This is a genomic window from Jiangella muralis, assembly GCF_001270745.1.
GTDB classification, from domain to species: domain Bacteria; phylum Actinomycetota; class Actinomycetes; order Jiangellales; family Jiangellaceae; genus Jiangella; species Jiangella muralis.
The window spans coordinates 322,039-342,593 of record NZ_KQ434752.1 but is presented as its reverse complement, the minus strand read 5'-3'; the positions used below and the strand labels follow the sequence as shown (position 1 = coordinate 342,593).

General features: G+C 69.2%; 16 protein-coding genes. 12 read left to right on the top strand and 4 right to left on the bottom strand.

Annotated elements, in window-relative coordinates:
- The first annotated feature begins 41 nt into the window (after positions 1 to 41).
- The gene (locus tag ACW62_RS04545) at positions 42 to 2,588 is read left to right on the top strand and encodes an alpha-amylase family protein (RefSeq protein ID WP_157574376.1); all 2,547 of its coding nucleotides are present in this window, start codon (positions 42 to 44) and stop codon (positions 2,586 to 2,588) included.
- Between the two features lie 20 nt (positions 2,589 to 2,608).
- Positions 2,609 to 3,442, top strand: a complete 834-nt coding sequence (locus ACW62_RS04540; protein WP_157574374.1) for a hypothetical protein — start codon at positions 2,609 to 2,611, stop codon at positions 3,440 to 3,442.
- Between the two features lie 69 nt (positions 3,443 to 3,511).
- Here the strand turns inward: ACW62_RS04540 and ACW62_RS04535 are convergent, their stop codons facing one another.
- Positions 3,512 to 4,582, bottom strand: coding sequence for a sugar-binding transcriptional regulator (locus ACW62_RS04535; protein ID WP_083459198.1), 1,071 nt, complete (start codon positions 4,580 to 4,582; stop codon positions 3,512 to 3,514).
- 50 nt (positions 4,583 to 4,632) lie between these two features.
- Between ACW62_RS04535 and ACW62_RS04530 the strand changes: the two genes are divergently transcribed.
- From ACW62_RS04530 to ACW62_RS04505, 6 genes are read left to right on the top strand one after another with little or no spacing between them, the layout of a single operon-like run.
- The gene (locus ACW62_RS04530; protein ID WP_053202882.1) at positions 4,633 to 5,643 is read left to right on the top strand and encodes a carbohydrate kinase family protein; all 1,011 of its coding nucleotides are present in this window, start codon (positions 4,633 to 4,635) and stop codon (positions 5,641 to 5,643) included.
- A 9-nt stretch (positions 5,644 to 5,652) separates the two neighbouring features.
- Complete coding sequence (locus ACW62_RS04525) at positions 5,653 to 6,573, top strand: class II fructose-bisphosphate aldolase (RefSeq protein ID WP_053202881.1); 921 nt, start codon at positions 5,653 to 5,655, stop codon at positions 6,571 to 6,573.
- A complete protein-coding gene (locus ACW62_RS33765) occupies positions 6,570 to 7,577 on the top strand; it encodes a thiamine pyrophosphate-dependent dehydrogenase E1 component subunit alpha (protein ID WP_053202880.1) in 1,008 nt (335 codons plus the stop codon). Before ACW62_RS04525 ends, ACW62_RS33765 begins: the two co-directional genes overlap by 4 nt.
- The gene (locus ACW62_RS33760) at positions 7,574 to 8,650 is read left to right on the top strand and encodes an alpha-ketoacid dehydrogenase subunit beta (RefSeq protein ID WP_157574372.1); all 1,077 of its coding nucleotides are present in this window, start codon (positions 7,574 to 7,576) and stop codon (positions 8,648 to 8,650) included. Before ACW62_RS33765 ends, ACW62_RS33760 begins: the two co-directional genes overlap by 4 nt.
- A gap of 12 nt (positions 8,651 to 8,662) precedes the next feature.
- A complete protein-coding gene (locus tag ACW62_RS04510) occupies positions 8,663 to 9,778 on the top strand; it encodes a dihydrolipoamide acetyltransferase family protein (RefSeq protein ID WP_053202879.1) in 1,116 nt (371 codons plus the stop codon).
- Complete coding sequence (locus ACW62_RS04505) at positions 9,778 to 11,751, top strand: bifunctional aldolase/short-chain dehydrogenase (RefSeq protein WP_053203126.1); 1,974 nt, start codon at positions 9,778 to 9,780, stop codon at positions 11,749 to 11,751. Before ACW62_RS04510 ends, ACW62_RS04505 begins: the two co-directional genes overlap by 1 nt.
- Here the strand turns inward: ACW62_RS04505 and ACW62_RS04500 are convergent.
- Positions 11,744 to 12,985, bottom strand: coding sequence for a DUF4185 domain-containing protein (locus ACW62_RS04500; RefSeq protein WP_205629133.1), 1,242 nt, complete (start codon positions 12,983 to 12,985; stop codon positions 11,744 to 11,746). The two genes, ACW62_RS04505 and ACW62_RS04500, sit on opposite strands and share 8 nt — an antisense overlap.
- 221 nt (positions 12,986 to 13,206) lie before the next feature.
- Between ACW62_RS04500 and ACW62_RS04495 the strand changes: the two genes are divergently transcribed.
- Positions 13,207 to 14,373, top strand: coding sequence for a hypothetical protein (locus tag ACW62_RS04495; protein ID WP_053202878.1), 1,167 nt, complete (start codon positions 13,207 to 13,209; stop codon positions 14,371 to 14,373).
- Between the two features lie 60 nt (positions 14,374 to 14,433).
- Positions 14,434 to 15,225 (top strand): phytanoyl-CoA dioxygenase family protein, encoded by a 792-nt coding sequence (locus ACW62_RS04490; protein WP_053202877.1) that lies wholly within the window; start codon positions 14,434 to 14,436, stop codon positions 15,223 to 15,225.
- Here the strand turns inward: ACW62_RS04490 and ACW62_RS04485 are convergent.
- Positions 15,209 to 16,102 carry a helix-turn-helix transcriptional regulator gene (locus ACW62_RS04485; protein WP_053202876.1) on the bottom strand — a complete coding sequence of 298 codons (894 nt, stop codon included), beginning with the start codon at positions 16,100 to 16,102 and terminating at the stop codon, positions 15,209 to 15,211. The two genes, ACW62_RS04490 and ACW62_RS04485, sit on opposite strands and share 17 nt — an antisense overlap.
- A 64-nt stretch (positions 16,103 to 16,166) precedes the next feature.
- Here ACW62_RS04485 and ACW62_RS04480 point away from each other — a divergent pair, with 64 nt between their 5' ends.
- Positions 16,167 to 16,991 (top strand): phytanoyl-CoA dioxygenase family protein, encoded by an 825-nt coding sequence (locus ACW62_RS04480; RefSeq protein ID WP_338033101.1) that lies wholly within the window; start codon positions 16,167 to 16,169, stop codon positions 16,989 to 16,991.
- Between the two features lie 147 nt (positions 16,992 to 17,138).
- Here ACW62_RS04480 and ACW62_RS35070 read toward each other — a convergent pair whose 3' ends face one another.
- A complete protein-coding gene (locus ACW62_RS35070) occupies positions 17,139 to 17,456 on the bottom strand; it encodes a hypothetical protein (protein WP_157574370.1) in 318 nt (105 codons plus the stop codon).
- On the opposite strand from ACW62_RS35070, the gene ACW62_RS04475 reads away from it, so the two are divergent.
- Positions 17,455 to 20,367, top strand: coding sequence for a sialidase family protein (locus tag ACW62_RS04475; RefSeq protein ID WP_157574368.1), 2,913 nt, complete (start codon positions 17,455 to 17,457; stop codon positions 20,365 to 20,367). The two genes, ACW62_RS35070 and ACW62_RS04475, sit on opposite strands and share 2 nt — an antisense overlap.
- Positions 20,368 to 20,555: the final 188 nt, after the last annotated feature.

Here is a 20,555-nt window from a genome sequence, read left to right as displayed (position 1 = left end):
ATGCGGCGGCCAATGGCACGCGCCCTGCCGAGACCGTGTCGGTGGGGGAGTACACGGCAGAGTTCCGGATTCCCGAGCGGGACGACGCGTACGAGCAGCTCGAGATCGAGTACGTCGTCCGGGCGCCCCGCGGACACGCGCCGGTGACCGTCAGCGCGAACGCGTTCGAGGCGGGCGACGGGACGTTCTTCGACTCCCTCGCCCCCGGGACCATGACGGCGAGCATCGAATACCTCGGCGGCCAGTCCGGCGCCGGCGAGATCGGTCCGTTCGGTCCGGTGGTCCTCACCTCCAGATTCGACAACACGTTCCGGCGCCACCACATCCGGGTGACGAACACGGGCGACACCATCTGGAAGGCGCTCGGGCTCGGCATGGTGAGCGCCCGGCTCGTCGTGCTCGACAGCAACGGGACGACCATCGACGTCGGCACCGAGACGATGCAGGTGCTGGCGCAGAACGTGGCGCCGTCCGGCGAACTCGACCTGAGCGTGGTGTACGCGCCGATGAGCCCGGGGGAGTACACGCTGAGGTTCACGCTCAACCTGCACAACGACGCGTCGCTCAACCATTTCGACCCGGGCATGGTCTTCGCCAGCCTCGACGTTCCGGTGACCGTCGTGCCGGGCGAGTCGTCGCTGCAGTCGCTGAGCCTGCCGGACAAGCTGCAGACAGGCCAGTCGATGCCGGTCTCGCTGACCTACAAGAACCTGAGCACACAGACCTGGACGCTCGCCGCGCTGGATCGCCTCGGGAGCGAGGGCGCCAACGCCTTCCCCTGGTCCGATCTCAACGGAGGCTACTCGAACGGCGTCGACAGCCAGCGTGTCTTCCTCGACCCGGACGAGGCGATCGCGCCAGGGCAGGAGGTGACGTTCGACTTCACGATCACGGCGCCGTCGACCCCGGGGAGCCATGTGTTCGCCGCGGCCATCGTGCGCGACGGTGTCGCGTGGTATCCGAACACGTCGGCGCGGAAGACCATCGAGGTCACGGCGGAACCTCAGCCGACGGATCCGCCGGCGCCGTCGGAACCGACGCCGATCGACTCCGATCCGCAGTGGCCGGGCGACACCTCCGTGGGCGGGGACGCGCCGCCGCGGGTCCCGCAGGTGCTGGACCGCTATGAGGAGTTCCTGGCCGCGTACCAGGTGCTCGAGAACGAACGGGTCTACCGCGGCGTGCTCGCGGTGCAGGTCCCGGCCTGGGACACCCAGGTCACGGCCAAGCTCTCGACACCCGACGGAGTGGTGACGGTCAAGCGGACCGTGTCGGTCTCCACGAGCCGGCTGCGGCGAGACGTCCAGCGAGCCAAGCAGCGCGTCCTCCGCTCGGCCGCCGCCGACTACGGCCCGGCATCCGGCGACGTGCCGCTGCTGGCGTGGTACTACCCCTACCGCGCCGTCCGGTTCGCCGGCGACCCGGACCAGCAGATCCGGGACGACCTGCGGACCATGAAGGAGCTCGGATACTCGGCCGTCTGGCTCCAGCTGTTCCCGCAGTTCGTGCCCGCCGAGACGACGCCGACGATCCGCTGCCTCGAGCTGGCGCGGGAGGTCGGCATCAAGGTGATCCCGTCCCTCTACTTCACGAACCAGGGTCCGGCCCTGACCGCCCGCACCGGGATCGAGCTGACCAGCGGAGGCGACGGCGCCGCCGCCGGGTACGTCGACCCGCTCGACCTGCGTCTCGGCGACGCGATGGCCGAGTGGTATCGGCAGCTCGAGGAGAAGTGGGGCGATCTCTTCTACACGACGAGCTCGGGGTCGGTCCCGGTGGGCATCGGGGAGGAGGCCAGCACCGGAGTCTGGACGCGCCGCCTGGCGGGATACAGCCCGGAGGACAACGCGGCGTTCCGTGAGTGGCTCATCGAGCGGCACGGCAGCCTCGACGCCGTCAACCAGGCTTGGGGTGCGAGCTACGCCGCCATCGAGGAGATCGACCCGCAGCTCAGCAACGTCGAGCCACAGGACTACCCGGCCGGCTGGGAAGAGGGCTCGGCGGCGCTGAGCGATCACGACGCCTTTCGGTCCCTGCTGCTCGCCAGACAGCTGGGCGCGGTCTCCGGCGCGATCAAGCAGCTGCGCCCGGAGGCCAAGGTCGGTGTGGTCTACTTCGCTAACTTCGGCCTGGAAGGCACGTCGGACTCGAACTATTACGGTCTCGGCACGAGCAACTGGCTGGCGGCGCGGTGCGGCCAGGTCGAGCAGTACTGTGCCGACGCCGAGATGACGGGCCTGGACTGGTTCGCGCCGCTCTACAGCTCCGGGGACACGGACTGGGAGGAGCTCGCGGCCCGGGCGGCGCAGCACGGCATCGTCCCGATCATGTACCCGGAGTTCAACGGGATGAACTTCATCCAGGGCAAGGGGACCTCCACACTCTGGGACTTCTCCTGGGGCTGGTACGAGCTGGACGGCGTCGAGGCACGCGACCTGCGGCAGTTGAGCGCGGTGATTCCGGCGATGCTGCAGTCGATGAGCGGCGGCGGGCTGCCGGGTGCCTACTCCTGGAACGACCATCCGCTCTTCACGCGGATGACCGCGGTCCAGCAACGCGAGATCTCACTCATGGCAAGCCTTCTCTGACACTCACGAAGGGAATGACCATGTTCTCCAGTCACAGATCTCTTCTCGCCCTCGCGGCGGCCGTGCCGCTGCTCCTGGCCTCCGGTGTGTCATCGGGCGGCGCGCCGGCGGCTCTCACCGTCGATGTGCGCGACTACATCACGCAGACGGCGCCGGGCAACCGGCTGTGCGAGACCCCCGGGGAGTTCGGCAGCTCGGGTCTCTGCATGGACGGTCGCTGGGTGGGCGGCTCGGCAGCGGGCGACGAGTTCATGATCAGCTACTCACACGGCATCACCGACTGGATCGCCAGAGACGCCAATCAGCCACTGCTCGTCGGTGTCGTGCGCAACAGCGACCCCTCCGCGGGAGGGCTGCGATGCTTCGCCAATCCCGGCACGTCCTGCGGCGCCCCGAGCACGGCCGACTATCCGCCGCAGGCGGTGGCGATGATCATGAATCTCCCGGTCCTGTCCGGAGCCTCGATCAGCCACGACGTCGCTCCGACGCCGGGCGCGTTCCTGGTCCACGACTGGCAGACGTTCGACTGGATCTCCGTGAACCCCAACTCGTCACCCGCCTGTGCCCAGACACGAAAGGGCCCGGTCAGCACCAGGGTGTCGGCCTTCGTCGCGGACTCGTTCGACTTCGGGGGCGACGTCGGAGTCCGAACCAACGTGCTGGTCGTCGAGGAGCAGCAGGGCGGTCACTGGGAGCGCTACTTCTACGTGACCGGGCTGGGCCGGGTCAAGGAGGAGGCCAGGGCCAACGACGGGACCTGGCTCTCGCACTCCAACCGGAACCGGATCGTCGCGGGCGACGGCGACTGGAGCGGGGGAGCCCTGTGCTACCAGGGCGGCGCCGCCTGGCAGTGACACACCGGATGTCTCCCGCTTCGATCCGGAGGACCGGCGAAGCGGGAGACGTCCGTCGCGCGGGACGCGCTACGGCCTGCTCCGGCGGTGCGGCGGCGTGTCGACGAGGGTGAGGATGCCGCGAGCCGTGGCAACGGAGATGACCAGCGTGTTGATCAGTCCGGATTGGAGTGCGCCCAGGATCGCCGGCGCCTTGGTGGCCTCCGACGCGGTGGCGATGACGTCGGGGATCAGGCGGAGATCGTCGCGGGTGAGCCCGACGACACGCTGCTCGATCCATTCGGCGATGGGCGCGCCGTCGGCGTTGAAGAAGTGGCCCAGGATGTCGCCGACCGCACCGTCCGCGCTCAGCCGCGTCATCTCCTCGGCCGAGATGCAGCCGAGACGCACGACGAGGGAGTCGGGCACGGCGTTACCGATTCCGACGATGGCGATGTCGGCGTTGCGCGCGCGTGACAGCGTGCGGCCGATGTCGGCATGCCCCAGGAAGGCGTCGCGCACGCCCGTGCTCTCGACGTACGCGGGGGCGTAGACGCCCTCGAACCGGCCGCCGAGGGCGTCGGCGAGGCGGGTGGCGATGTCGTTGGAGTTCAGTCCCTCGCCGACCTGGGCAGATCCTCCGATGCCGCTGATCACGGTGCAGGGGCGCTTGCGCAGACCGGCGGCCTGCTCGCTGACCGCCTTGACGTTGCGGCCCATTCCGACCGCGACGGTTGCACCGTCGATGAGCAGGCGATCGAGTGCGATCGCGGCCGCCTTGCCCACCTGGGCGCGCTGTGCCGCCTCGTCGGGCTGGTCACTGACGACGACGACGCGCAGGCCGAACCGCGAGCTCAGCTCGCTCTCCAACGGCATCGCCAGCGATGGGTGCACATGGACGGTGATCTCGACGATGCCGACGTCTCGCGCCTGTTTGAGCAGCCGTCCCACCTTCGGCCGGGAGAGTCCCAGCTTGGCGGCGATCTCCTCCTGGGTCATCCCCTGCAGGTGATAGAGCGATGCGACGCGGGTCAGCAGTTCCACGGACGGCGTCAGCACGTCGGGCGACGGTTCGATCACGGAAGTCATCTCCGAGGGTCTGGACTGGGGCAATCGTAGCCACGTCCGCCGGGCTCTTGACGGTTCATCCTCGGCGACCATACGTTGAGCATATGCTCGGTACCTGAACAAAAGACAAGGAGCGGGTCGATATGAGCAGCGAGTCCGCCGGGCGCTCCGATGGGCGGGATCCGGCGGTCGTCTGCGCCGGACTGATCGTCGCGGACACGTTCGTCCCGCCCCTCCAGCGCCTGCCGGGCCCCGGCGAGCTGGTGGCGACGGACGACTTCCTGCTCGGCGCCGGTGGGTGCGCGGCAAACACCGCGGCGACACTCGCCCGGCTGAACGTGCCGGTTGCGCTCGCGGCGAAGGTGGGCGCCGACCAGCTCGGGGACTGGCTGCGCGCCGACCTCGCGGCGAGGGGCGTGGGCGTGGCGCAGGTGTCGGCCTCGCGGCGGCTGCCCACCTCCCAGACCGTGATCCTCCCGGTGATCGGCGAGGATCGCCGGTACATCCACACCGCCGGAGCGAACGCGGAGCTGACCGTCGCCGACATCGGCGCCGCGGTCCCGGGCGCCCGGGCGCTCGCGGTGGGTGGCTTTCTCGCGTTGCCGGGCGTGCGATCGCAGGAGCTTGCCGAGCTGTTCGCCACGGTGCGCGACGCGGGTGTTCGCACGATCCTCGACGTCGTCGTGCCGAGTGGCGGCGAAAATCTCGGCCGGGAACTGAGGCTCGTCCTGCCGCACGTCGACTGCTTCCTGCCCAACCAGGACGAGGCGGCCGCACTCACCGGTGAGGACTCGCTCGCCAAGCAGGCCGAGGTGCTGCTCGGGTGGGGCTGTGCCTCGCTGATCATCACCTGCGGCTCGACCGGAGCGCTCTTCGCCGATGCCGACGGCTCGTTCCACGTCCGGCCTCCCGTGGTCGAGGCGGTGGACACGTCGGGCTCGGGCGACGCGTTCACCGCGGGGCTGATCGCCGGGATGCTCGAGGGCTGGGGCACTGAGCAGCAGGTGCGCTTCGCCACTGCGGTCGGGGCCTCCGCCTGCCGCGGACTGGGCTGTCACACGACGATCGCCACCCGGGACGAAGCGCTCGCCGCGCTTCGGAGGACTGAGCTCGTGGCCGCACACACCGCTGGCGCTACCGCCACCGACGCGTAGGGAGATCACATGCCACTCGTTCCGCTGCCCACTCTGCTCGCCGACGCGCGGGCTCGTGGTTATGCGCTGGGCTACTTCGAGAGCTGGGACAGCTACTCCTTCGAAGCGGTCCTCGACGCCGCAGAAGCGGAGAATGCCCCGGTCATCGTCGGCTTCGGCGCCACCATGCTCGCGGACACCTGGCTCGACACAGGCGGGATCGAGATGCTTGCCGCTACCGGGCGGGCGCTGCTGGAGCGCCGCAACGTGACGGCCTCGTTTCTACTGAACGAAACCCACACTCTCGATCAGGCGCTCGCCGGCGTGGATGCCGGCTTCAACGCGGTCATGATCGACAGCCATCGGTGGCCGCTGGACGAGGCCACGACGGCCATCACGAGACTGGTCGCTGCCGCGCACTCGGCGGGGGTGGCCGTCGAGGCCGAACTCGGCAGCCTGCCGGACGCGTATGACGGTGGCCTCGACGGCAGCCACGCGAGCCTCACGGATCCAGACGAGGCGGCGGCGTTCGTCGCGACCACGGGCGTCGACTGCCTGGCGGTGTCGGTGGGCAACGTGCACCTGCTGACCTCCGGTAGCGCGGACGTCGACGTCGACCGTCTCCAGTCCATCCGGTCCGCCGTGACGGTGCCCCTGGCGATCCACGGGGGCACCGGGTTCCCCGACGCATCCGTGGCCGCCGCGATCGCCGCGGGCGCGACGAAGTTCAACGTCGGCACGCGGCTCAAGAGCCGGTTCCTCGACGCCGTCCTCGACAGGACGCGGTCGTGGACGGGCAGGGAGTCGGTGCACGACCTCGTCGGGTCGCACAAGGACACCGACCTGCTGGTCGCCGGCAAGACCGCGGTCACCGAGACCGTCCGCTCCTTCATGCGGCTCTACGGCGCCTCGGGCCGGGCCGAGCACGTCGCCGAGGCGGTGGCGTCGTGACCCGGCCCATCGACGTCGGCGGCCTGTCCGGTGAGAAGGCGCTCCGGCTGTACCGCGGACTCGTCCGGATCCGCCGCTTCGAGGACCGCGTCTACCAGCTGTTCCTCCGCGGCGAGCTGCCCGGCACGCTGCACCAGTACCAGGGCCAGGAGGCCGTCGCGGTGGGAACCTGCGACGCCCTGCGGCCGGACGACTGGATCACCTCGACGCACCGGCCGCACGGGCACGCCCTCGCCAAGGGCGTCTCCATGCGCGGGGCGATGGCCGAGCTCTACGGCAAGGCCACGGGCTGCTGCGGCGGCAAGGGCGGGTCCATGCACCTCGGCGATCCCGATGCCGGGATGGTTCCGGCGATCGCGATCGTGGCCGGCGGCAACAGCGTCGTGACCGGCCTCGGACTCGCGTTCAAACTCCGGTCCACGGGACAGGTCGCGACCTGCTTCTTCGGCGAGGGAGCGACCAACGAGGGCGCGTTCCACGAGGGCCTCAACTTCGCCGCCGTGCAGAAGCTGCCCATCGTCTTCGTGTGCGAGAACAACATGTACGGCGCGTCGACTCCCTTCCACCTGACCAGTCTGGTGACCGACGTCGCCGATCGAGCGGCCGCCTACGGCGTTCCCGCCCAGGTCGTCGACGGCATGGACGTGGTCGCGGTCCGCGCGGCGGTCGAGACGGCGCGGGCACGGGCCGCCGCGGGTGACGGGCCGACGCTGATCGAGGCGAAGACGTATCGATTCGCGGGACACAGCCGTGGTGACGCACGCGGCTACCGCAGCCGCGACGAGGAGAAGGAATGGAAGGAGCGCGACCCCATCGACCGGTTCGGGCTCGCGCTGACGACGGCCGGGACCGCCGACGAGGCGGCACTGGCCGCGCTCGTCGCCGAGGTGACCAGTGAGCTCGACGATGCGGTCGAGTTCGCGAGGAACTCTCCGGACCCTGACGCCGCCGAGGCGCTGACGGACGCGTACGCCACCCCGATCACGATCGGAGCACTCCGATGACCCATCCTGCCGGGCACGCCGCCACGCTGGAGCCCGGCGGCGCGCCGTCCGGCCCGGAGCGCAGGCTCACCATCGCCGAGGCGATCCGGGAAGCCATCGCCGAAGAGATGGAACGCGACGACCGGGTCTTCCTGATCGGCGAGGACGTCGGCATCCCCGGCGGATTCGGCGGGGCCTTCGGCGTCTACCTCGGCCTGCCGGAGCGGTTCGGGCGCGACCGCATCATCGACACTCCGATCAGTGAGAAAGCGATCGCCGGAGCCGCCGTCGGCGCCGCCCTGATGGGCATGCGCCCGATCCCCGACGTGCAGTACGCCGACTTCCTCTTCGAGTGCATGGACGAACTGGTCAACCAGGCCGCGAAGATGCGCTACATGTCCGGGGGCAAACTATCGGTCCCCCTGGTGATGCGGTGTCCGGTCGGCACGTCGAACCGGGGGGCACAGCATGGGCAATGCCCCGAGAGCTTCTTCACCCACGTGCCCGGGCTCAAGGTGGTGTGCCCGTCGGACGCCTACCACGCCAAAGGCATTCTCAAGAGCGCTGTGCGTGACGACGATCCGGTGCTCGTCTTCGAGCACAAGCTCCTCTACGGAAGCAAGGGACGCGAGCAGGCCGGCGGCCTCGACCTGACCGCTCACGTGCCGGAGGAGGAGTATCTCTTCCCGATCGGCCAGGCGGTGGTGAAGCGATCCGGCACCTCAGTGACGGTCGTCGCGACCCACCTGACGCTGTACCGGTGCCTGGCCGCGGCGGAGGAGCTCTCGGCCGAAGGGATCGAGTGCGAGGTGATCGACCCGGTCTCGCTGCTCCCGATGGACACCGAGACGATCTTCGCCTCCGTCGACAAGACCAGTCGCCTCCTCATCGCCCATGAGGACACCCTCACCGGCGGCTGGGGTGCGGAGTTGGCGGCCCGCACGGCCGAGGAACGGTTGTTCTCGCTGGCGGCGCCGATCAGACGCGTCGCGGCCCATGACGTGCCGCTGCCCGTCGCTCCGGTACTCGAACAGGCGGTCGTGCCCAGCACGGAGCGCATCAAGAGCGAGATCCGATCGCTGTGCGAGCTCTGAGGACGCGCATCCATGGCCATTGAGATCCGGCTGCCGAACCTGGGGCAGACCTCCGACGAGATGACGATCGTCGAGTGGTACAAGTCCGAAGGCGATCCGATCGAGATCGCCGAGCCGCTGCTGTGTGTGGAGACCGACAAGTCGCAGGTCGAGGTCGAGTCGGCCGAAGAAGGCATCGTGCTCAGGATCGTCGCGCAGCCGGGCGACCGGCTCGAGTCCGGCGCGCTGCTCGCGTACGTCGGGTCGCCGGGCGACGAGGCGCCGTCGCCGCAGGCGCCGAGCCGGGTCCAGGCCCTGCCCGCGGTGCGCAGACTGGCCGCCGAGCTGGGCATCGACCTGGGGGAGGTGGAGGGCACCGGCCCGGGCGGTCGCGTCGAGCGAGGCGATGTCGAACGGGCGCGCGCGGCGCCCGCCGGCGAGGCCGGCGACGCCGTCGACGAGGCCGGGGAGTCCCACGACGTCTCGCCGGTCCGGCGGGCGATCGCGCGCAGGCTCACCCAGTCCGTCCAGACCATCCCGCAGTTCAGCGTCACCGCGCAGCTCGACGCCCGGAAGGCTCAGCAGGAGATCGGCGAGTACCGGGCCGACGACGGCGCCAAGCTGACCTACACCCATCTGCTGCTCCGTGCCGTCGCCAGGGCGCTGCGCGAACATCCGCGGATGCTGCGGGTCTGGTCCGACGACGGGCCCCGCTACGACGTGCTGACGTCGCCCGACGTCGGCCTCGCCGTCGCCGGCGACGAATCGCTGCACGTCGTCACGATTCCCGCACCGGACGCCGGATCGCTGCCGACGCTCGTGGAGACGGTCGCCTCCGCCGCAGGCCGCGCACGTGCGGCGGCGTTGCGGAACGACGACCAGCGGCCGGCGGCCATCACCGTCAGCAACCTGGGCAGGTACGACGTCGACAGCTTCCAGGCGATCGTCGACCCTAGCCAGACCGCGATCCTGGCCGCCGCATCCGTCCAGAACCGGGTCGTCGCCGCCGGCGACGGCTTCGCCATCGCGCCGCAGCTCAGCGTGTGCCTGACCTGCGACCACCGGACGGTTGACGGCGTCGATGCCGCGCGGTTCCTGACAACGGTCCGGACGTATTTCGCCTCAGACCCGATGGGTGGGACGCGATGATCTCGAGCCGATGGAATGACGACGACGCCACCGCCTTCACGGGCGACGAGCTCGCACTTCGCGCCTACAGCTCACGCCTGCTCGGCCAGGACCCGTCCCTGGTCCTGCACGGCGGCGGGAACACCTCGGTCAAGTCGTCCGTCCGTCCGGTCGTCGGCGAGGTCGAGGACGCCCTGTTCGTCAAGGGCAGCGGCTGGGACCTGGCCTCGATCGAACGACAGGGCTTCACGCCGGTTCGCCTCGCGTCGCTGCTCGAAATGAGCAGATTGGACCGGCTCAGCGATGTGGACATGGCGCGGGCGCTCGCGAACTTCCGGCTCGACGCGGCGGCGCCCATGCCCTCCGTCGAGGCGATCACGCACGCGATCCTGCCGTACCGTTTCGTCGACCACACGCACGCGGACGCGGTCGTCACGCTGACCAACACGGCGCACGGTGAGGAGCTGGTGCGCGAGGTGTACGGCGACTCTGTCGTCGTCATCCCGTACGTCATGCCGGGGTTCGAGCTTGCCCGGCTGTGCGCCGAGCGGTTCCCGAAGGAGGCGGGCCCGCAGACCGTGGGCATGATCCTGCTGAACCACGGCGTGTTCACCTTCGGGGAGACCGCTCGTGAGTCCTACGAGCGGATGATCGACGTGGTCGCCAAGGCCGAGCGCGTCGTCGAGCGGCATGCGACGCCGCCGGCGCCGCGGCCGTCCCGGTCGTCGGGTGCCGATCGTCGTGTCGCGACGGCGGAGCTGCGCGCGGCGATCAGCGCTGCCGCCGGCCGCCCCATGATCATGAGCACGCATGACGACGCGGCTGTGCTCGCGTTCGCCCAGCATCCCGAGGTGGCGACCATCTCCCAGCAGGGGCCGGCCACGCCGGACCACGTGCTGCGGACCAAGCCGACGCCGCAGCTCGGCCGGGACGTCGAGGCGTACCGCGACGCGTATGCACGCTACGTCGAGGCGGGACGAGCACGGGGACGCGCCGAGGTGACGATGCTCGACCCGGCCCCTCGCATCGTCCTCGACCCCGAACTCGGCATGTCCTGCGCCGGCCGGACCGCCGGCGATGCGCTCGTCGCCGAGGACATCTACCGCCACACGATCGACATCATTGGCCGGGCCGAATCACTCGGGGGCTACCGCACGCTCAGCCCCGAGGACCTCTTCGACGTCGAGTACTGGGACCTCGAGCAGGCGAAGCTCCGGCGCGCCGGGGCGCGACCGCCGCTCGAAGGGCAGATCGCGCTGATCACCGGGGCGGCCAGCGGTATCGGCCGGACCTGTGCGGCGCGCTTCCTCGACCAGGGCGCGGCGGTGGTCGGACTGGACATCGACGCCGCCGTGGAGGACGTGTTCAGCGGCGCCGCCTTCCTCGGGGTGCGCTGCGACGTGACGCAGGAGCGCGACCTGGTCTCCGCTGTCGACGCGGCCGTGCGCGCCTACGGAGGGATCGACATCGTGATCCTGAACGCCGGGGTGTTCCCGCCGGCGGTTCCCGTCAGCGGCATGAGTCTCGAGCACTGGAGGAGCGTCATGGGCGTCAACGCCGACTCGGCCGTGACCCTGCTGCGTGAGGCGTACCCGATGCTGCGGCTGGCGCCGGATGGCGGGCGGGTGATCGTCGTCGGCTCGAAGAACGTGGCCGCCCCCGGGCAGGGCGTAGCCGCGTACTCGGCCTCCAAGGCCGCGCTCACCCAGTTGGCCCGGGTCATCGCTCTGGAGTGGGCTGGCGACGCCATCAGGGTCAACGCCGTCCATCCCGACGCCGTCTTCGACACCGGGCTTTGGAGCGACGAGGTCCTGGCGTCGCGAGCCGAGCACTACGGCCTCACGGTCGACGGGTACAAGCGGCGCAATCTCCTCAAGACCGAGGTGAGCAGCGCCGACGTCGCGGAGATGTGCCTGGCGCTGGCCGGCCCGGCGTTCGCCAGGACCACCGGCGCTCAGGTACCCGTCGACGGCGGAAACGACCGCGTCATCTGACGGTGCTCAGCTGCAGGTCGACGCGCTGCGCGTTGAAGGAGTAGTACGGCATCGTCGTGACCATGCTGTCGATGCGAGCCGCCATGCCGGCGCCCTCGTCGTCCAGGCGGCGCTGCTCCTCCTTCGCCTCCTCCTCGGTGCGGGTGGACTGGAAGTCGGTCCAGACGAGCCAGAAGGAGGTGCCGTCCGAGCTGATCCACTTGGGGGCGATCTGCGGCTGGTAGCAGCGTGCCGCCGCGTCGCCACCGGGGGTCCAGGCCGTGTCCTCGTGGATCTGCGTCCAGGGTCCCCAGGCGGTGGGTGAGATGTAGATGCCGAGGTAGCTCGGTCGACCGAACCACAGGCCCTCTGGTGTGGTGCCCATGCCCCAGTTGGCCATGAGGTAGAGGCCCAGCGGCTCGTTGTACGTGATGGACGGGTGCCAGGCATAGGGGTGGATGTCGGTGTTGACCCAGCCGCGGGGGAAGGTGTGCACGACGGCGCGGTCGTCGATGCCGGCGGCCCACACCGCCTCTCCGTTCGGCTCGGCGCCCGCGAAGTAGCGATAGGCGCCGCGATCGAGGATCCGGTCCGTCGGGACCCGGAACAGCACGAGTTCGTTCATCGTGCCGTCGGTGCTGCCGTTGGGCGCGTAGACATAGACGTGACCGTCGGCGTTCGCGCGGTAGTCGCGGCCCATCTGCACGATGGACAGCAGTGAGAACGCGTCCTGGTCCTCCTCGAAGAACACCATCGTGTCCCTGGACCGCTGGTCGTAGGGCTGCCAGAGCACCGGCGCGGTGCCGTCCTGGTTGCGCCAGGTGGCGCCACCGTCCGGCGAGTGGATCAGTTTCGCGCCGACGAAGCGGAGATCGTCGGCGAATGTGTCGGGGTCGACCATCATCGGTGTGTTGAACGTGCTCAGGTACTGGTAGAGCTGCCCGTCGACCGCGAGCGTGCCGAATCCGTAGTACCGCGCCCTCGGCGGGGGCGGCGCGTTCCAGTCATCGGCCAGCAGTGGATACCCCGCGACGTCCTCGAAGCGCGCGTCGTGCGGGCCGCCGATGATCCGGTAGAGCCGCGCGTTGTGGAACGACCCGGGATCGTCCCGCCACCCCGCGCCGTCGCACAACGCCGTCACCTGTGTGTCGTCGGCGCACCAGCTCAGGTGCCAGTTGTCGCCGTTGCCACCCAGGCGCAGGATCGTCTCCTCGCGCAGCACCGCGCCGGTCACGTCGACTCGTGCGTCAGTCATTCCGTTCCATCCTTCACCCACCAAGGTGGCGACGCCGGGCTGATCTATTGCATTCGAATCGAGCATGTGCTCAGCACATCCCAGCCGACTGCGTGCCGCGATGTCAACCATTCGTCGTGCGCAAATCGCCCTTGACAGCGCTGTGGTGGGCTCATTGAATGTGCCCTAACGCTCAGTCGATGAGCATATGGCCACGGTGCGGCGAGGATAAGGACTGTCAGATGACCACCCTGCCCACGTCACTGATGCGTCGAGCGGCGGCCGTCCTGACGACGCTGGCGCTGGGCGTCGTGGGCCTGGTCGGCCAGGCGCCTCCTGCGGCCGCCACCCAGTCGCTGGTGAACATCAGCGGCCAGATGATCATCCTGGACAATCTCTCCTCGGCGAGCCTCAGCCGGGCCCACGTGCTCACCGCCACGGCCGACAACATCATCGGCCTCATGATGCGAGCGGGCGACCGCATCATCGTCACGGACAAGTACATCGCCTGGCTGGACCTGTCGCACTCGGCGTCTGACGTCTGGGCTGGTGGCGCACTGCGTGGGCTGTGGTCGATGCAGAACTCGGGTGAGGACCTCAACTTCCGGTCCGACGGCGCCTGGAACGAGCTGCTTCCGTACTCCGGCAACGCGGGCAGCGGCCACGGGCTCATCGCCAACACCCAGCTCGCCGACGACCCCGCCACGCAGTTCTACTCCAACCGGGAGCCCGCTCCGGTCCTCCAGGTCGACGGGGCCACCTCCGTGGTCTACCCGAACGGCGTCGCCTACCAGGTACAGGGCCATCTCACGAACCTCAGCGGATCGGCGGACACGAACACGACCGTCGCCGCTAGCCAGTCGATCGCCTACCAGCAGCGGTACGACTTCGGTCCGACGGTCGACGACATCCGCGTCGAGACGTACGTGTTCCGCGACAACGCCGCCGGGGCGGCGCCGGTGTCGGTTCTCGTCGCGTTCTGGGACACCGCCCGCGACTGGACCAGTGGCTACGGCGCGGGCACGGCGCGGCCGAACCGCTACTCGTCGGCGAACACGTCGCGCACGTACCTGATCGATGGTGTCGGGAACTCCGGCTCAGCGACCAGCGGACAGGTCGTCGACATCCCGCCGTCCGAGAGCCGCGTCGCCTGGTGGCAGAACACCACGGCGGTCGCCGGGACGACCTGGTGGATCAGCGAGAGCCCGACGCCGACGTTCGCCACCAGGACCCTGAAGACCACGTCACTGCTCGAAGCTCCGACTCTGCCGCTCAAGCAGCATGTGTCGACGCCGGCGGTCCACGCGATGAGTCTCACGTTCTTCTGCGTCCATGCGCCAGGCGGAGTCCAGAACCTCGACCTGGGCTGGTCCTGCCGGCACCGCTACGACCTGACCACCCGCCCCTAGGAAGCCCGTCCTTCCTGGGGGAGCGACCTGCTCCGGCCCGGACCAAGGAGAACCCTCATCATGAGCGTGGCGACGGGAACCCCGTACGAGCAGTTTCAGGCGGACGGCTTCTACATCCACGACCGGCCCGTGCTCGAGCCGGAGCCGCTGGCGCACGCCGCCCGGGCGCTCGCCGATGTCCGCAACGGTCACTACGCGACCGGCGTCTGGCCGGTGGTGTCCAGCTGGAAGCCGGGCGACGACCCGCACCGGCTGGCGAAGATCGACATGCCGCAGCTCGCGGACCAGAGGCTCGTCGAGGCGCTCACGCGATCCGGCCTCGGGCGCCTCGCCGCCGACGTGACCGGCGCCGACATGGTGCAGGTCTGGCAGGTCCAGGGTCTCTACAAGCCACCGACACCGGGTCGCACGAACGACACCAACATCGGCTGGCACCAGGACCACCACTACTGGCAGTCGACGTGGGGCACGGGCGACGGGCTGTTCACGGCGTGGCTGGCGCTCAGCGACGTGACGGCCGCGAGCGGACCCATGCGGTTCGTCCCCGGATCGCACCGGTGGGGTGAGGTGGACGGCGACTTCTTCAACCAGGACCAGGAGGCGATCAAGGCGGTCGTCGCTATCCCGTCCGGAGACGAATGGAGTGAGGTCGACGACGTCCTGCCCGCGGGAGGCGTCAGTTTCCACCATCGCTGGCTGGTGCACGGCAGCCACCAGAACGTGTCGTCGTCGCCGCGGCTCAGCCTTGCGGTGCACCTGCGCACCGAGAAGTCGGTGCCGGTGGATCGTGAGTCTGCCCTCGTCGCCCACCTGGACCGCGAAGACGTCTGCCCCGTCATCTTCCGCTGGTGAGCTCCGGCGGAGGCTGACGCGGTGTGCCGAAGTAGCCTCCGAGCAGTCTGCTCCGGTACTCGCGCGGCGACATGAGCGTCGCTCGCCGGAAGCAGTTGCTGAAGTACGACGGGCTCGAGAACCCACAACGCTCGGCGATCCTGCTCACGCTGTCCAGGCTGGTGCTGAGCAGCATCGTCGCGTGCCGGATGCGGAGGTTCGCCACGAGGTCGGTCGGCGTCATCCCGAAGTACTGCCGCGTAACCCGGGACAGGTGAGCTGGGCTGACGTATGCCAGCTGGAGCAGGCGCGGGACGCCCTCGCGCAGGTTCTCCTCCTCCAGCATCGCGTCGACGCCGGCGAGCAGCCAGGTCGGCGCCCCGAACCCGGGCTGATCCTGCCGCGGGGCCGGGAGCAGCAGCGGGATGATGTCGCCCCAGAACCGCAGCAGATCCAGCATGCTCGCCTGGCCGCTGTGGAAGCGCTCGACGGCTGATTCGAGCGGCCCCATGACGAGCGGACTTCCCGGTTCGAACGTCACCATCGGTGGCCTCGATGAGCGCGACCAGGACGGATCGAGACCGGTGAGGCTCGCGAACCGCTGCCAGACTGACACGGGCATGGCGACGTTGATGATGCCGAGACCGGACTCAGTCGTGGCCTCGAAGCTGTGCACGTCGCGGGGCCGGAACAGATAGAGCTGCCCGGGAGTCATCGGACTGCGCTCCACCACACGTCCGCCGGAGATGATCGCGTGCTCGCCCTCCCCGGCGGTGATCGCCATGACCTCGACGTAGTCGTGGTGCCGGTGCGGGGCGTGCCTCCGCAACACGATCGAGTTCGCGTAGAACGGGGCGCCGTCGAGAAGTGTTCCGAGTCGGACGACCTCCAGCTGCACATCAACAGATTACAAGTATTCGGCGCGCAGGTGCGCGCGACGCCGATCCGATGCTGTCAGGGTGATGGTCATCGACAACCTTGGCCGCGGAGAGGACCAGGACATGAACGCCACGACGACCCCTGAGCGGGCAGCGATGCTCGCCAACTACGACCGTGACGGGTACGCGATCTTCCGGAACGTGCTCGACCGTGACCTCATCGACGAGGTGAGCGGGCACATCGCCTGGCTGCTCGAGCACAACCCGGGGCGCAGCCCAGAAATGCTCGCTCAGGACCTCGTCACCGACGATCCGTTCTGGGTGCGTCTCGTCAGTGACGACCGCCTGGTCGACATCGCCGAACTGTTCCTCGGGCCCGACATCGGTCTGTTCGCCTCGCACTACCTGGTGAAGCCGCCGTTCACGGGCAAGGAGGTCCGCTGGCACCAGGACGCCGCCTTCTGGCCACTCGAGCCCATGGAGGTCGTCACGCTATGGCTCGCGATCGACGAGTCGACGCCGGAGAACGGGTGCGTGCGGCTGGTGCCCGGGAGCCACAAGAACGAGATCAAGGACATGCACGCCACCGGCACGGAGGACGTCCTCGGCGCCGAGATCTCTGTCGAGGTCGACGAGAACGACGCCGTCGACATCGTGCTGCGGCCCGGCGACGTCGAGGTCCACCATCCGATGATCTACCACGCCTCGAACGCCAACACGTCGCCGAAGAGGCGAGCCGGTTTGACCATTCGCTACATTCCCACCTCGACACGGATCACGAGTCCTGAACTGCTTCAGCAGAGTGCCTTCTGGTTCCGGGGCGACCGCGGGGTCAATGCCTGGCTGCCCGTGCCCCCTTACGAGGCGGGACGGCACTTCCCATTCCGCGACTGGAAGGCCTGGGTCTGACCCCCGCGCGGCCGCTCTCGTCCAGGTCGCCGCGATGCAGAGCACGTTCGACGCCGGTGCCGCGGGGGAGGAGACCACGGAGTTCTCCTACCTCGGGCTGTCCGCCCGCGCGATGGGGATTGACATGGAATGATCTTTTATGTCTTCTCAGAACACCGTCCACTGCTTGGAGGTGTTCATGTCCAGCCCGATTCGTAGGCGATCATGGCCGCGCTGCTTGATCGCCCTCACGGCGGCGGCGACCGTCTCCCTGGCTGTCGCGGCAAGTGCGCCGGCGGCCGATGAGGTGGATCCGACCGCAGAGATCGACGTGCGAACGTTCGACGGAGAAGCGCTCGACGAGCCGCCCGAAGGCTGCGCGACGAACGGTGACGTCGCGGTCAGCGAGGCGCCGTTCGGTGCTGCCGGCACCGAAAACCGGGCCGTCCGCCTGATCGACGACACCGGTTCGGCGACGACCACCATGGTGTGCGACTACCCGGAATCCGACGAGCGATACGTCAGCTTCATGGTCAACCCGCAGCGGCATGGCGCGCCTCTGCTGGTCGGCATTCGCGGCGACACTGCCGCAGGCGGTACCGGAAACGCGTGGTGGTTCAGCCTGAGCCCGATCGCCGGCACCGACGACGCGATCGTCATGGTGTACGACGGCTCGGCCTGGAATCAGCTCGGCAGGGTCGAAGGGCTGAGTTCGTCTGGTGAGTTCACTGAGGTGACGGTGGCGGCCAACTCGGACGCCGCTGAGATCACCGCAGCCGGCGAGACGTTCATCACGGACCTGCGCCGCGACGACACCGTGAACCTCAACGACGTCGTGTTCTCCTCGGCTGGTCTATCCGCGGTGGGCATGGAGTTCTACATCGACGACCTGGCGGTGGGGGCCGAGCTCGCCGCAGATCCCGTCGGGCTGCAGTTCGTGGACATCGCGTCCTGGGTGAACCCGGTGAGCGAAGGGGAGAGCTCGCCCGAATTCCGGCTGGTGAGCTTCCGCCCGATCGGCGGGCCGTCCGGCGAGACGTTCGAGGCGACGGTCGACTGGGGTGCCGGCCCGCAGCCCGCGACGGTCGGGGCGTCCGCGCAGGACAGTCGGTTCGACATCATCGGCTCACATCCGTACGCGGAGGCCGGGATCCAGAGCGTCGTCGTCGACGTGACTGGCTCGGCTGGAACGTCCGGACGTTCGACCCTGTCGGTGGCGGTCGAGAGGCGCAGTGTCATCGCGGTCGAGCCCGAAGGCATGGCACCGCGTTTCCCGTCCGTGATCCGGCTCGACGACGGCCGGTTGCTCGCCGCGTACTACTCGGGCATCGGGCACGTCGACCCACAGGGTCTGATCCGGGTGACCGAAAGCGACGACAACGGCGAGACCTGGTCCGAACCGCGCACAGCCGTGGCCGGCCGGTTCGACAACCGCGACCCGAAGCTGACCCGACTCTCCGACGGCACGATCCTGCTCGACTACTTCGTCACCAGCTGGGAGGACCCGGCGGGCTCTCGGCAGCTGGGAACCCACGTGGTGCGCTCCGAGGACGACGGCCAGACCTGGAGTGACCCGATCTGGATCGACACGCGGATGAGCTGTGAGCAGCCGCCCCCGGCGGGCGGCTGTGCCTCGGCGGACGGATGGTCGGCCAGCCACGGCCCGATCGTCGAACTGGCCAACGGCGACCTGCTGGCTCCGCTCTACGGCGTCACCCCGGGCTCGGCCAGTCAGGACGTCGACGTACGAGTCTATGACGGGGCCGCGTGGCAGACGCTCGGCCGGGTCGAGAACTTCGGAACGCCCGGCCAGTTCAAGCCGGTGTCGGTGGACGCGACAGCCACCAGCCTGGAGATCACGCTCGGCGATGAGACGTTCAGCACCGACGTACGCCGCGACGACACCGTGAACCTCACCAACGCCACGTTCGCGTCGGCCGGTACGGCGCCGACCGGTATGGAGTTCTACGTCGACGACCTCGCGATCGGAGCAGAGGCGCCACCGGCTGCCGATCTCGACGTGCGTACGTTCGACGACGAACCGCTCGGCGAGCCCCCTGCCGGCTGCGCCGTCCGAGGCGACGTCGAGGTGACCGGTGCCCCGTTCGGCGACGCCGGGACGGACAACCATGCGGTCCGGCTCCTCGACGACAGCAGCACACAAATCACCTCGCTGACGTGCGCTCACCCCGCATCCGACGAGAAGCACCTCAGCTTCACCTTCTCGCCGGAGCGGTTCGCGAACGGGTTCACGTTCGGCATCCAGGGCGACAGGGCCGCCGGCGGCACCGGCAACGCCTACTGGATCTTGCTGAGCTCGGTGTCCTCCGCTCCACCTCAGCGGGCCACCGTGGTGCGCAGCACCGACGGCGGCCTGACGTGGGACGGCGACAACGAGGTCACCATCGCGGTGGACAACGGCATCCACTTCCAGGAGCCCAACCTGACCGTGCTGCCCAGTGGCGAGATCGTGGCGGGCCTTCGGGCCACCTCGAACCCACAGGTGCTGTACGTGTCCCGGTCGTTCGACAACGGGCACACGTGGACCCCTGCCGAACCGACCGACATTCCGGCGTCGTCGCACGACCAGCTGTTGCTCGACGACGGGAGCGTGCTGGTCACCTACGGGATCGCCGGGGTGGCGAACCGGCCGACGGGCGGGGTTCTCGTCCCGGATGCCAGCGGCGACTGGAGTGGGCACCACCAGATACCGATCTACGATTCCGGGCACGGCGATCAGGCCAACCCGTCCAGCGTCGAGATCGAACCCGGCGTGTTCATGACGCTCGCCTATGACGTTCCCGCCCGAACGCTCTACGGCATCTTCACCGAGCTCGAGGACTACCGTGACCCCGAGATGAACCTCGAGGTCACGCCGGCGACCGGGGTCACCGCCGCGGTCGGCGAGGAGTTCAGTGACGTGCTCGCCGGGATCACGGGTGGGTGGGGAAATCCTGGCGCTTCGCTGACCGCGAGCATCGACTGGGGTGACGGCACGGGTGAGTCGCCCGGCGTGGTGACCGAGGGTGCGGCCGGGCATGACGTCACCGGGTCCCATCTCTTCGACGTGGGCGGCACGTTCGAGGTGACACTCACCGTCGCGGACCGGACCCAGACCCAGACCGCGACCATCGCGGTCGCGGTCACCTGTCCGGATACGGACGGCCGGGCGACGGTGGTGATCGGCGGCGTCGACAGCGGGGTGCCGAACCGCGCGGCCGGCGGCGGCTGCTCGATCAACGACCGCATCGCCGACGAGCGCGCGTGGGATGACCACGGCCCGTTCGTCAGACACGTCGGGGCAGTGGCCGACCAGCTGCTGTCCGAGGGTGTGATCGACGACCGCGAGCATGGCGCAATGATCCGTGCGGCCGCCCGCAGTGCCGTCGGCCGGTAGGCACGCTCGCCGCTGGTGACGGGTCCGGGCGAGTGACGTTCCCACCGAACGTCACTCGCCCGGACAAGGGCACCGCTCGAAGAACTTCGCCGCCGACATGGCGAGCCGGACGACGAGGCGCTCCCAGACGTGGTGCCGGGACCGGTTGCCGTCGACATCGGCCTGCCAGTCGGTGGCACGGCGCGCCC